9 protein-coding genes and 1 tRNA gene are annotated in these 13538 nt (G+C 34.7%); 3 read left to right on the top strand and 7 right to left on the bottom strand.

Annotated features, from left to right (window positions below; all coding sequences use genetic code 11):
* Nucleotides 1-248 precede the first annotated feature (248 nt).
* From HNQ90_RS03880 to HNQ90_RS03855, 6 genes are all read right to left on the bottom strand, one after another.
* A complete protein-coding gene (locus HNQ90_RS03880; protein WP_144115321.1) occupies nt 249-1463 on the bottom strand; it encodes a glycoside hydrolase family 88/105 protein in 1215 nt (404 codons plus the stop codon).
* 8 nt (nt 1464-1471) lie between these two features.
* Entirely contained in the window at nt 1472-1987 is a 516-nt protein-coding gene (locus tag HNQ90_RS03875; RefSeq protein ID WP_144115319.1) for a cupin domain-containing protein, read from the bottom strand.
* Nucleotides 1988-1992: 5 nt separating this feature from the next.
* Nucleotides 1993-2883, bottom strand: a complete 891-nt coding sequence (locus tag HNQ90_RS03870; protein WP_144115318.1) for an alpha/beta hydrolase — start codon at nt 2881-2883, stop codon at nt 1993-1995.
* Between the two features lie 182 nt (nt 2884-3065).
* The gene (locus HNQ90_RS03865) at nt 3066-4667 is read right to left on the bottom strand and encodes a RagB/SusD family nutrient uptake outer membrane protein (RefSeq protein ID WP_144115316.1); all 1602 of its coding nucleotides are present in this window, start codon (nt 4665-4667) and stop codon (nt 3066-3068) included.
* 11 nt (nt 4668-4678) lie between these two features.
* Entirely contained in the window at nt 4679-7810 is a 3132-nt protein-coding gene (locus HNQ90_RS03860) for a SusC/RagA family TonB-linked outer membrane protein (RefSeq protein ID WP_144115314.1), read from the bottom strand.
* A gap of 84 nt (nt 7811-7894) precedes the next feature.
* Nucleotides 7895-8287, bottom strand: coding sequence for a hypothetical protein (locus HNQ90_RS03855; RefSeq protein WP_144115312.1), 393 nt, complete (start codon nt 8285-8287; stop codon nt 7895-7897).
* Nucleotides 8288-9085: 798 nt separating this feature from the next.
* On the opposite strand from HNQ90_RS03855, the gene HNQ90_RS03850 reads away from it, so the two are divergent.
* Entirely contained in the window at nt 9086-10558 is a 1473-nt protein-coding gene (locus HNQ90_RS03850) for a pectate lyase family protein (protein ID WP_206669634.1), read from the top strand.
* A gap of 142 nt (nt 10559-10700) precedes the next feature.
* A complete protein-coding gene (pelA, locus tag HNQ90_RS03845; RefSeq protein ID WP_144115310.1) occupies nt 10701-11810 on the top strand; it encodes a pectate lyase in 1110 nt (369 codons plus the stop codon).
* Nucleotides 11811-11963: 153 nt separating this feature from the next.
* On the opposite strand, the gene HNQ90_RS03840 is transcribed toward pelA, so the two are convergent.
* A tRNA-Leu gene (locus tag HNQ90_RS03840) sits at nt 11964-12045 on the bottom strand.
* Between the two features lie 101 nt (nt 12046-12146).
* Between HNQ90_RS03840 and HNQ90_RS03835 the strand changes: the two genes are divergently transcribed.
* Nucleotides 12147-13535 (top strand): dipeptidase, encoded by a 1389-nt coding sequence (locus tag HNQ90_RS03835; RefSeq protein WP_144115308.1) that lies wholly within the window; start codon nt 12147-12149, stop codon nt 13533-13535.
* Nucleotides 13536-13538 lie beyond the last annotated feature (3 nt).

Genomic DNA, 13538 nt, shown 5'->3' with positions numbered 1-13538 from the left:
ACTCATAAAATCATTTATAATAATGAAGCTGACAAAGAATTAGCAGGTTACTTGGTGTAATGGGATAACAATAAACAAAACCTTAGTAAAAACGTCAATCTATTCTATAATTAACTTATAGAAGAAAAAAAAAAAACGTTTTACTAAGGTTTATATAAAAATCTATGCATGAGGCATGCAGCACCTACCAACTAATACCAAAATAACACGAATCAACTATTTTCTGAAAGACGCATTATTGCTATTTATTATCTACTTAACTCTAACGCAGCAAGAATAAATGGCCCAGTACCATGCAAGTTGTTTACTTTTTTTGCTTCACTTACATAATATTCATACGATGCGTCTCTGTACGGATTTCCGCCTAAACCAGCACCTTTACAGGTTTGAGTTAAATGCACTTTGCCATCTTGGTCTACTTTTACTAATTCTTTTACTAAACCATCGAAAGCCTTATTAGCGACATCATTAAAATCTGAAGGCAAATAACCTTTTTTAACTCCTTTAGCAAAGGCATAAGCAAACATAGCGGTTCCTGAAGATTCTAAATAATTACCTTCTCGCTCTGGAAAATTAGGCACTTGATACCAAATACCAGATGCATCTTGCACCTTCATTAAAGCGGTAGACAAATCGTTTAACTGTTGAATTAACATGCCTCTTTTAGAATGATCTCTTGGAAAATAATCTAGCACATCTACCAACGCCATAACGTACCAACCTAAAGAACGCGACCAAAAGTTTGGAGATTTACCAGTAGTTTTATCTGCCCATTGCATTTGCTTGCTTTCGTCCCAGGCGTGCAATAACAATCCTGTTTTTTTATCTAAGGTTTGCTTGTAACATACCTCGAATTGATGCGCTACATCGTCAAAATTTTTACCATCTTCAAACTCTGCAATATACCTTGCATAAAAAGGCTGCCCCATATACAAACCATCTAACCACATTTGGTATGGATATATTTTTTTATGCCATAAGCCTCCAGATTTGGTTCTTGGATGGTTTTCTAATTGTTTTCTAAGCGTTTTAATAGCTGTTAGATATTTTTCGTCTTTAGTTTTTTCATATAAGAAAAAAAGAGTTTTTCCTGCATTAATATTATCGATGTTATACTTTTCGATATCGTAATTTAAAATGGTTCCTGTGCTATCAATTAAATCGTCTGCATAGCCTTTTTCATATTCAAAATATTTTTCGTTTCCTGTTTCTAGGTATAATTTCTCGAAAGACAAAGCCAATAAACCATGTTTATAATTCCAGTTTAAGGTTTCATGGTTATCGACATCGCTGGCTTTTGGAAAACGTTTCATTATAGATAATGCCATGCGCTCTGACCATTTTAAGGTGTCCGAAATTTTTATTTCTGTTTTCGTATTTTCATTTACAACCTCTTTCTTTTGGTCTTTACAACTTGTAAAAAGGCAAGTAACCATAAGTATTGCTAGTGCTGTTTTTTTCATATTAATATTTATTTTGTTTCGTATTTTTTAATTACTAAGTATTTTAATTCTGTATCTCCTGCATTACTAATACCATGCATGCTGTACGACGGACAATACAAACTGGTATTAGCTGCTACAATAACTTCTTTTCCGTTAAGGTGAAATTTTGCAGTGCCCTCTAACACAAAAAAGAATTCGTCTTCTAGGTGTTTGTGTGGAGGATGCGTTGCTTTTCCTGGTGCTACAGCACTCATTTTTAAAGTGCGACCATCTAAAAAATTTTTATCGGCAAACCAATATTGATAACCCACTTTAGTTGGAATTGCTTCTTCTTTACTAAACGTGTTTACACAATTTTCGATGGTATATTCTTTCTGTCCTCTTTCTCCTTCTGAGATAGAAAGTTCTGCATATGTTTTTGTTGAAGACACCACTTGTTGCTCTATTACTATATCTTCTTCGACTACTACTTTTTTATCTGTTTTACAGGCTACAATAGAAGTTGCACAAAATAATGCTACTATTAATTTTAGTGTTTTCATTGTTATTAATTTTTGAATGTATTGTTTAAAAATGTTATGATGTGTGTCACTGTTTTATCAAACCAAGGATGAAATAACCAAAAAGTATGTGGACTATCTGAAATAATTTCAACCTGATTATAAATATTGTATTGATTTAAAACACGAATCACATCTTCCCTTCCGGCATGAAATCGTTTATATTGACTACCAACAAATAAAATGGGAGGAGTATTTTGGCTTATATGGCTTAATGCCGAAGCTTCTTCCCAAATTTCTGGAATGTCATTATAAGTTCCGCCTAACCAATAACTAGCCATTTTCCCTTCTTTTGATTCCGGATGATGAAATGCCAAAACACCATCTAAATTTATAATAGCATGAACGCTTGATGATATTTTATTAGCTGAGTGCTCTTCAAATTTATTATTGTTATTTGTAGCACCAACTAATGTTGCTATTTGTGCTCCAGAAGAAGCGCCTAAAATTGCTACCTTAAAGCGATCTACATGAAACTGCTTCGCATTACTTTTTATAAATCGAATAGCATGTTTAACATCAAAAACACCTTGTGGGTATTTAGCCTCGTCGGCTAATCTATAGTTTATTGCAAAACACGAATACCCTTTACTTGCAATATGTTTAGCCAAGGCATGCATGTTTATTTTATCTCCAGACTTCCAGCCTCCGCCATGTACCAATACAACTGCCGGATTAGTTTTATTTTTATGAATAAATGCATCTAAATAAAGTTTACTATCATTAATAGTTTTATAAGCTACTCCATGTTTTTCTGTTACATTACTAAAGCAAGTAAAACCTACTTTTTTAATTAGAGGAAATTGCTTTTTGTATTTATTGTAGGCGCTATTTAAAGTAAAAGAGGTATCCTTTTTAACATTTTGAATTGCGAACATCGCCTTACTAAAAAAGCAAAAACAAATTAAATATGTTAGTGTTTTTAAATGCATATTATGTTTAAAAAATAAGCCCGATTAATAAAAATCAGGCTTACTTAAGAAATTAAATCAACTACTAGATATAACTAACTCAAACTATAAATGAAAAAACTTCTTTTTTAATAAGTATTATTAAGCCATTACTGGTAAGCCGGATTTTGTGGAAAATCTCTATTCTGATTTAAATCTAGAGCAGATTGCGGAATTGGTCTTAAAATTTTAAGTTCTCCGTTTGCTCCTGAAAAATTACCTGTTTCAATAAGGTAATTATGCGCTACGGCTCTTTCTACTAATTTTCCGGTACGTTTTAAATCGAACCATCTATGATACTCTCCAAATAACTCTCTACCTCTTTCATCTAATACATCATCAATATTATAAGTTGTTAATGGTGTAGATAATCCTGCTCTTTCTCTAACTGCATTTAATCGTTGCAAACCTAACCCTGGGTTTGTATTTAAATACGCTTCGGCTGCTATTAAATATGTTTCCGCAAGTCGAGACAAAACAATATCTCTAGTGCTTACACGACCATCATTTTCGTAAGGCGCAGTAGGATCATCAAACTTTTTAGCTGGTATAGTTTGGTAATCTAAACTTACAACTGCAGCTCCATAAGTTCCGTAATCGTGAATTTCTGCTTCTGGATGTAATAATGCATATGCATCTACTTCTGCCTGCGTCATCCATTGTGGCACATAAAAATGCCTTACATCTCCTGTAGGATTGTTTCCATCAAAATCCGCATAATACCTCCATAATGCTTCTGTCATGAATGTAGCATCATACCTTTCGTCTTCTTCAGTAAACAATTCTAAAGCAAAATCTGTTGGCAATAAAGTATACGTTCTATAACCTGCACTACCAGCAACCTCGGAACCTCCTAAATAAGGACCAAACCAATTGGCTTGCTTATGGCCTAATTCGGTTGGATTTGTACTAACAGAAGCGGCATCAAATTGTACAGAAAATATGGTTTCGGCATTTAGCTCGTTACCAGGAAACCATAATTCTGCAAAAGGAATTGTTAATGCTTGTCCTGCAATAGCATCCTCTGCATAGGCTGCTGCTGTATCGAAATCGGTTGAATCTCCATAACCCTCATAAGCTCTTGTTAAATACACTTTTGCAAATAAATGCTGTACCGCTCTTTTATTAACTCGGCCTGTAAATGCTCCATCTGATACGGTTGTTAACGCGTCTTGTAAATCTTGAATAATTACCTCGTACACTTCAGAAGCTTCGTTTCTTTCAAATTCTAACTGAGGACTGGTAATATAATCTGTAACAATACCAACACCTCCGTAGGTTTGCACCAATAAGAAATAAGCATTAGCTCTTAAATATTTAACCTCGCCTATTAACTGATCTAAATTAGAAGTCTGCCCTGTTATATTTGCATAATATAAAGCTGTATTTGCTGTTTGAATGGCTTTATAACAACTTCTATATAATTGATCTACACCTTCTGAAGAAGAATTTAATTGGGAATACTGCATTAAACCTTCTGGTCCCGACTCTCTACCATCTGAGTATAAATCTGTACCACCACAAAAAACATAGGCATCGTCTCCATAAATTTCACGTAACTGATTGTAATTTGCATTTACCAGGGCATTAAAACCTTCTTCTGTATTGTAAAATGTCTCTGCAGTTACATTAGAGAGGTTTTCTTCTTCTATAAAACCTGAGCAAGAACTAAACGCTATTGCTAGAATTGCTATAATTATTATTTTTTTCATTTTGCTTTTCTTTAAAAAGTTAAACTTAAACCTAGTTGGTACGTAATAGAACTTACACGAGCAATATTATAACCTGCTGCAGCCCATTCTGGATCATAACCATCATAATCTGATATTACAAATGGGTTTAATACATTGGCATATATTCTACACCTCTTCATTTTTAGTTTATCGATAATGTTATCTCCTAGAGTATAACCCAATGTGATATTTTTAATTTTAATAAATGAAGCATCTCTATAATAACCAACCTTATCATTTCTCCAATATGTACCTCCGTTACGTGGCTGAGGATACGAATTTGAATACTGCGCCGGAACACCTGCTCCATTTTCTGGTATATACCAATCTGCAATATCTAATTTTTGACGCCCTCTATCTCTTACATCTGTGAAGTTTTGATGAAATTCACTAAACGCTAGTACGCCTTGATTTGTAAATGCAGAAATAGCAAAATCGAAATTACCAACTCTTAAGTTTGAAGTAATGGCTCCAGACCAACTTGGATCTGAGTTACCAATAATGCGTCTATCGTCATTAGCATTTATTTCACCATCGCCATTTAAATCTTTAACTTTTGCTTGCCCTGGCGTTTGACCATATGAAGCTGCTTCGGCTTCTTCCTCTGGTTGCCATATACCATCAAACACATAGTTATAATAGGAGTTTAAAGACTCGCCTAAATGTAAATTATTACCTATATCGCTCACTTCACTTTGCCCATAAATAGACTCTAATTTATTGGTGTTTTTAGTAAAAGTAAAAGTGGTTTCCCAAGATATGTTATCGGTTTTAATATTTTTAGTGCTTAATAAAACCTCAACACCTTTATTACTAACAGAGCCTACGTTTGCAAAGGTCGATTCCCAACCCGATTCGTATGGTAGTGTTTGTTGATAGATTAAGTCTTCAGACAATCTATCATACACATCTAAACTTCCGGTAATTCTATTGTTTAACAATCCAAAATCTAAACCAAAGTTTAATTCTCTTGTTTTTTCCCAAGTTAATTCGCTATTAGCCAAAGTTGCGGCTAACCAACCATTTGCATTAGTACCGTTAAAATCGTAATACCTTTGTTGGTTTAAGCCGTTTAAGGTAGAGTAAGCATCTACACTATCATTTCCTGTATATCCTAAACTTGCTCTTAATTTTAAACTAGATATGGTGTTGCTATCGCTTAAGAAACTTTCCTCATTAATTTTCCAAGCCGCACTTACAGAAGGAAAGGACTCCCATTTATTACCTTCGGATAACACGGAAGAACCATCCCACCTATTAGATACCGTTAATAAATATTTATCTTTAAAGGCATAATTTAAACGCACTGCATAAGAATTTAACGTCTTTTTAATGTAATTAGACCCTAAGTTATAAGTACCTGAATCTCCCGAACCTACGTTATGAAAACCAGTTTCAAAAGGCTGTCTTAATGAACTTAAGAATGAACTTTCTGTTTCGTTAGAAAATATACTTTGCAAGCCTAAAAAGTTAAAAACATGATCTTCTTTTACGGTATAATTTATATTAAACTGATTATCCCAAGTGTAGTTAAAGTTTTGGCTATTAGCAATTTCTGAAGACGCTAAGTTTTGATTACTAATACCAGTATTTGTTAAAATACCCCAATACTTACCTCTTCTATTATTATTGTAATTACCAGAGTAGGTTGTTTTTAAAGTTAACCATTCTAAAGGTTTATATTCAAAAAACACATTTGCTAATGTTCTCCATTTTTTAATTTGATCGGAACTATTTGCTATTTCTAAAAGCGGATTGTATGTACTTGTTTTATTAATTACAAAACTATTAGGATCGCTTGGCGTTGTTAATTTACCTGGTTGCTCAAAATACTCACCAATAATTTCGTCTCCGTTATCGTCTACTGCCCAAGGAGATAAGAATGGATTTAGCCTAAATGCCTCACGCATGGCCACATCACTACCTAACTCTTCGTCTGTTCTAGCAATAGTAACATTTACCCCTGTTGCAAACTTCTCATTAAATTTATGATTTAACCCCGCCTTAAGTGTATATTTATCAATGGACTCGTTTGGTATATTACCCGTTTCGGTTTGCAAACCTAAGCCTAGGTTATAGCCTAATCCGTTATCTGCTCTACCAGAAATATTTAAATAATTATTTGTTTGTTGGCCACTTTCCAACACAGCATCATACCAATCAAACGTGTTATTTTCTGCTACTCTTTGTGCTAAAACAGCATTAGCAGTACCAATAACAGATGCTTGCAACATTTCTGGCGTTGTGGTATCATTATTACCTCCATTAGTTGTTGCTAAATATGCAGATTCATGGTAATACCACCATTTGTCGCCACTCATCATTTTAGGTAATCTGGCAACTTCTTTTGTACCGTACGAAGTATCGTAAGACACATTCATTCCAGATTTTGCTGTAGAACCACTTTTTGTAGTAATAATTACAACACCGCTTGCTCCTCTAGAACCATAAATAGCTGCCGAAGATGCATCTTTTAAAATATCCATTCTTGAGATATCTTGCGGATTTAAAAACGAAATATCATCGGTAGGCACCCCATCTACAACGTACAAAGGTCCTGTATTACTAAGAAGAGAATTAGATCCCCTAATAGTAATATCGAAACCATCGCCAATACGACCTGTTGAAGATGATATTTGAACACCTGGCACATTACCTTGAATGGCTTCTAGCGGACTAGTAACATTTCTATCTGTAACATCGGAAGCGCTTATAGTATTTACAGCTCCCGTTAAATCTTTTTTCTTAACAGAACCATATCCTACCACCACAACCTCATCTAGCGCTGCTAAATCATCACTAAGCGATATATCAATAACGCTTTTTCCTTCTACATTAATTATTTGAGTTTCAAATCCAACATAGCTAATTACTAACACAGAATTTTTACTTGCAACTTTAAAGGCATACTTACCGTCAAAATCTGTTACTGTTCCATTTGTAGTACCCTGTTCCAAAATATTAACTCCCGGTATGGGCTGCCCAGATTGATCTGTAATAGTTCCACTTATTGGAATTGTTTTATCTTGTGCATACATTTTATTACCCATGAGCACGCCCAGAAAAAGAAAAACTGTGCAACACAATTTTATTGATTTCCTAAATAAAAGTTTAATGTTCATAATTTAAGTTTTTAATTCAGATTAGTTATTATTTATTAGTTTTAGTTATTTATACTCTCTACCAGCAATCCATTAATTTTAGCATTAACAAATTGAATTTTCGAAACATTTTCCAAAGAAAATATGAAAATTTACTTTACTTTTTAAATTTATTAGACCCGTATATAACTTTCCGGATGACACATCAACTCTTCCTCTGCCACTTACAAAACAATTTTGAATAGCTTTTTTAAATGCATCAGGATTATTGGAAATTGCATCGTAATTCAAAGAATTATCTTGAAATTTAGACACCTCAAAACCATCAACAATTTGTTGTATGGTTTCCCAAGTCCATTTTTTTTTGATAGTAACAGCAGTATTATTACCTATATGACCTTTACACCCAAAACAAAAAACAAACACACCAAGAAGGCAAAGTATTTTAAAGCTCGCCAGCCGATTCAAAATCTGAGTAGAAATTTCTAAATATCTCATAAAAACTAAACAATTATAACCATATTATTAAAAAAAACACCCTTTAACAAAACATTTAAAAATGTAATCGATTACACGAAACTAATAAATTATCTCGTAAAAAACAAAAAAAAGACTAAATTCCTTAATATTATGTTAATAAAAGGTTTAATTCTAGCCAATTTGTCTTTTTTAGGATTATATTTATACTCTTAATAATAGATAATGTAATCGATACCATTACTAAATCTTAGTTATTAAAGCATTACATACTACTCTATTATTAATGGATAAAAAACTACTATTTACGGCATACCAAAAAGCTAGATATTAAAGCAGCGCCGTTTATGGAGTATTAAAATCAATCTCATACTGAGATGGCTAAAATAGCTGCAAGCATTTTTTGTGAGCAAGTATACAATACAGATAATCCATAAACTATAAAAAAGGTAGTTCTATTTCCCCAGCTATTTATAAAAAAAAAAATCATCTTTAAAAACCCTAATACTCAATAAAAACTAACTTAAATATTTAACCTTAAAAATCCTGTAATAAAGGGATCCTTTTTATTTCTGCGCTGGCAAATTCCATAGCACATGTAATTAAACCTCCTTATATATTATTAAATCTGAAAATTAAACATATAACAAGATTAAATAAAATTTGTACCAATAGATTCATTTATGGTATTGAAGCTTAATAGAACCTACTAGCTTATACTTTCTAATTAAAATACATAGCCTCATTTACATGCGAACCTACTATTAGCGTACCAATTAAAGGATGAATATCCAAATAGAAACTAAACAATATAAACCAATGAGAAAAACAATTTTTACTATGGTGTTGTCCATAATAATAGGATGCGCTTCGAGCAAGCAAATTAATAAACCGGTAAATACAACCTCCAATAACGCTATTTCCAATGTTTCACAATTGGCATTTCCAACCGCCGAAGGTTATGGTAAATATGCCAAAGGCGGTCGTGGTGGTGAGGTCTATGAGGTTACCAATTTAAATGATGGTGGCGAAGGAAGTTTAAGAGCAGCTATTGAAGCTCCGGAACCCAGAACAGTAGTTTTTAAAGTTTCTGGCACTATAACATTAGAAAGCCCTTTAAGAATTAAGCACCCTTTTATCACTATCGCTGGCCAAACTGCACCGGGTGATGGTATTTGTATTAGAAAATGGCCTTTAATTATCGAAGCAGACCACGTCATTATTAGGTACATAAAGGTGCGGTTTGGAAATGAGTCTGGCTCTGATTCCGACGCCATTTCAAGTCGGTTTGTAAACAATTTAATTCTAGATCACGTTTCCGCTAGTTGGAGTGTAGATGAAACCATGTCTATATACCACTGCAAAAACGTAACTGTACAATGGTGTATCATTTCAGAGAGCTTATTTAACTCTAATCACATTAAAGGTATTCATGGATTTGGTGGTATTTGGGGCTCTAACTACAGCACGTACCATCACAATTTACTGGCACATCATTCAAGCAGAAACGTACGTTTTGCATCAGGTTCTGGAAATACCGATTATAGAAACAACGTGATTTACAATTGGGGCTACCAAAGTGCTTATGGCGGCGAAAACCAACAAAAAAATAATGATGGTACAGTAAATCCCGAATTTTCATTTAGCAATATTAATATGGTTGCTAATTATTATAAGCCAGGACCTGCAACTGCACTAGGGAACGTGCAGTACAGAATTGTAAGCCCATCGCGACGCGATGTTACCACCGATTACGGGACTTGGTATGTAGCAGAAAATTTTATGGAACGCAACCCAGTAGTTTCTGCCAATAATTGGGATGGTGGTGTACAACCTCAAGGTGGTAACTCAGACATTGAGATATTAAAAAGCGGTAAACCTTGGCCTGCCATGGCCATAAAGCAACACACGGCACAAGAAGCATATAAATTAGTATTAAATAATGCGGGAGCAACATTACCTAAAAGGGATGCAGTAGATACCCGTATTGTAAACGATGTGCGTAAAGGTGTTGCTACTTTTGAAGGTACTACCTATAAACAAAAAAAGGATGTACCAGATCCAACCAAAAACTCCGGAATAATTGATACACCAAATGACGTTGGCGGCTGGCCAGAACTAAAAAGCACGTCTGCGCCTACTGATACCGATAAAGATGGTATGCCAGACAAATGGGAAATTAAAAACGGCCTAAACCCTAAAGACCCTAGTGATAGAAACATAATTGGACCAGATGGATACCCGATGTTAGAAGTTTATTTAAATGGTATAAAACCAGTTATACGTCTTTAGAGGAAGTGATCTAGAGAATAAAACCACCTAATTAAACGTTACTACTATTGATAAATTATTAAAGCTTTTGCCTAAATTATCCATAAACCTATATATTTATGCAATCGATAACACATGACCAATTATTAAAAAACAAGTTAACATGAATTATTTTAAAAAAAACATACTAACACTATTTCTTGTCTGTGCTGTAACCCTAACTGTTAAAGCTCAAGTACACGAAAAATCTTGGAGAAAAATAACCAATATGGATGAAGGCTCATGGTTCGCTAACCAAGAAGCCAAAGACATAGCAGAAAACGTGTTGCTTTACCAACGTAATATCGGAGGATGGCAAAAAAACATCCAAATGCAAAAACCACTTTCCATTGAAGAGAAAAAGGCATTAATAAATCTTAAAAATAGTACTAAAGGATGTACAACCGATAATGGCGCGACTTACCAAGAGATGTTATTTTTATCAAAAATCTACCGCCAAGTGCCAGACGAAAGATATAAAAAAGCATTTCTTGCGGGTTTAAATTACATTTTAGAAGCCCAATACGACAATGGTGGTTGGCCCCAATATTATCCCTTAAGAAAAGGATACTATACGCATATTACTTATAATGACGATTCTATGGTAAACATTTTAAATGTTCTAAAAGAAATTAAAGACACCACAGATTATTTTTCAATAAAACCATCTAAGAACATAATTAATAAGTCTAAAATTGCCTTTAAAAAAGGTATAGACTGTATTATTAAAACCCAATACAAACAACATGGTGTATTAACAAGTTGGTGTGCGCAACACGACGAGAACACCATGCTACCCACAAAAGCAAGGGCCTACGAACTCCCTTCGCTAAGTGGTCAAGAATCGGCCGGAATTGTTTTATTGCTAATGGACATTGAAAACCCTTCAACAGACATTATAAATTCTATTAACAGCGCCTGTATTTGGTTTGAAAAAGTAAAACTAAAAGGCATTAAACAAGAACGCATTTATAACGAAGCAGGCAAAACGATTAGCAGGACCATAATACAAGATGAAAAGGCACCACCACTTTGGGCACGTTTTATGGATTTAGAAAATAACACGCCCTTTTTCTGCGATAGAGACGGTATAAAAAAAGCCACTTTAGCAGAAATTGGAGAAGAACGCAGAAATGGTTACGGATGGTACACCAATCAACCAAGCAAAGTATTAGAAAAATATCCAGAATGGAAGTTAAAATATGATAGCGTACTTTCTAAGAAAAAAGAGTAATGCAACTTAGTAAATGTACAATATGCGGAGTTGGAGAACTAGCTACACTCTACATTAACCTAAAATAAAACTTGCACCCCAAAAACCTCCCGTTTTAAGAAAACCATCAACTAGTATAAACGAAAAAAGTCGAAGATAAATCTTCGACTTTTGTGCGGGCGGGGAGACTCGAACTCCCACACATTGCTGCACTAGATCCTAAGTCTAGCGTGTCTACCAATTCCACCACGCCCGCAAAAGGATTGCAAATATAAACAACATTTTTAAATTGCAAACTTTATAGGGCCAAAAAACTTTCTTTTTTATACTTTTGATTATATCCACATAAAATTTTCAATGAATCAAATCAAATCTTACATAGCAGAACACCAAGAAAGATTCTTAACAGAATTAATCGATCTATTAAAAATTCCATCAATAAGTGCAGATAAAGCTTATAAAAAAGATGTTTTAAAAACGGCCGATGCTATTAAGGATAGCCTAGAAAAAGTAGGCTGCGATACTGTCGAAATTTCCAAAACAGAGGGCTACCCTATTGTATATGCCCAAAAAATAATTGATAAAAACCTACCCACTATTTTAGTTTACGGCCATTATGATGTGCAACCACCAGATCCTATAAATTTATGGGACTCGCCACCTTTCGAGCCCGTAATTAAAAAAACAGATAAACATCCCGATGGCGCTATTTTTGCTCGTGGTGCCTGCGATGACAAAGGGCAAATGTACATGCATGTAAAAGCTATGGAATTCATGACGGCTACCAACCAGCTGCCGTGCAACGTTAAATTTATGATTGAGGGCGAAGAAGAAGTAGGAAGCGCTAACCTAGCAACCTTTGTAAAAAACAACACCGAAAAACTTAAAAACGACGTTATTTTAATTTCCGACACCGGAATGATTGCTAACGATGTACCATCCATAACCACCGGATTACGTGGCTTAAGCTATGTCGAGGTAGAAGTTACAGGTCCTAATCGCGATTTGCACTCGGGTCTTTATGGCGGCGCAGTAGCAAATCCAATAAATATTTTAACCAAAATGATTGCATCGCTTCACGACGAAAACAATCATATAAGCATTCCTGGATTTTACGATAACGTTGAAGAATTATCACAACAAGAACGTGCAGAAATGGCTAAAGCACCATTCAATTTAGATACTTATAAAAAAGCTTTAGATATTAACGCGGTTTACGGCGAAGCCGGATACACCACCAACGAGCGCAATTCTATACGCCCAACACTAGACGTTAACGGTATTTGGGGTGGTTACACCGGCGAAGGCGCCAAAACCGTTATTGCAAGTAAAGCCTACGCCAAAATTTCTATGCGTTTAGTCCCAAACCAAGACTGGCAAAACATAACAAAATTATTTAAAACCCATTTCGAAAATATCGCCCCACCAGGCGTAACCGTAAAAGTAACTCCGCACCACGGCGGCCAAGGCTACGTAACACCAATCGATAGTGTAGGCTACAAAGCTGCAAGTAAAGCCTACCAAGACACCTTCGGAAAAACCCCAATACCACAACGTAGCGGAGGCAGCATACCCATTGTTGCCCTTTTCGAGCAAGAGTTAAAAAGTAAAACCATTTTAATGGGCTTTGGTCTAGACAGCGACGCCATCCATTCGCCAAACGAACATTTTGGAGTCTGGAACTACCTAAAAGGCATAGAAACCATACCTTTGTTTTACAAATATTTTACCGAGTTATCAAAGTAATTT

It is taken from the genome of Algibacter amylolyticus, from assembly GCF_014202225.1.
In the GTDB taxonomy this organism is placed as follows: Bacteria; Bacteroidota; Bacteroidia; order Flavobacteriales; family Flavobacteriaceae; genus Algibacter_B; species Algibacter_B amylolyticus.
The sequence above is the reverse complement of the archived record's forward strand: the minus strand, read 5'-3'. Positions and strand labels throughout refer to the sequence as shown.

Coding starts and splice junctions, on each gene's coding strand:
- HNQ90_RS03860 (WP_144115314.1), bottom strand. CDS start 7,810: ATGAACATTAAACTTTTATTTAGGAAATCAATAAAATTGTGTTGCACA.
- HNQ90_RS03850 (WP_206669634.1), top strand. CDS start 9,086: ATGAGAAAAACAATTTTTACTATGGTGTTGTCCATAATAATAGGATGC.
- HNQ90_RS03875 (WP_144115319.1), bottom strand. CDS start 1,987: ATGAAAACACTAAAATTAATAGTAGCATTATTTTGTGCAACTTCTATT.
- HNQ90_RS03855 (WP_144115312.1), bottom strand. CDS start 8,287: ATGAGATATTTAGAAATTTCTACTCAGATTTTGAATCGGCTGGCGAGC.
- HNQ90_RS03865 (WP_144115316.1), bottom strand. CDS start 4,667: ATGAAAAAAATAATAATTATAGCAATTCTAGCAATAGCGTTTAGTTCT.
- HNQ90_RS03880 (WP_144115321.1), bottom strand. CDS start 1,463: ATGAAAAAAACAGCACTAGCAATACTTATGGTTACTTGCCTTTTTACA.
- HNQ90_RS03870 (WP_144115318.1), bottom strand. CDS start 2,883: ATGTTCGCAATTCAAAATGTTAAAAAGGATACCTCTTTTACTTTAAAT.
- HNQ90_RS03835 (WP_144115308.1), top strand. CDS start 12,147: ATGAATCAAATCAAATCTTACATAGCAGAACACCAAGAAAGATTCTTA.
- pelA (WP_144115310.1), top strand. CDS start 10,701: ATGAATTATTTTAAAAAAAACATACTAACACTATTTCTTGTCTGTGCT.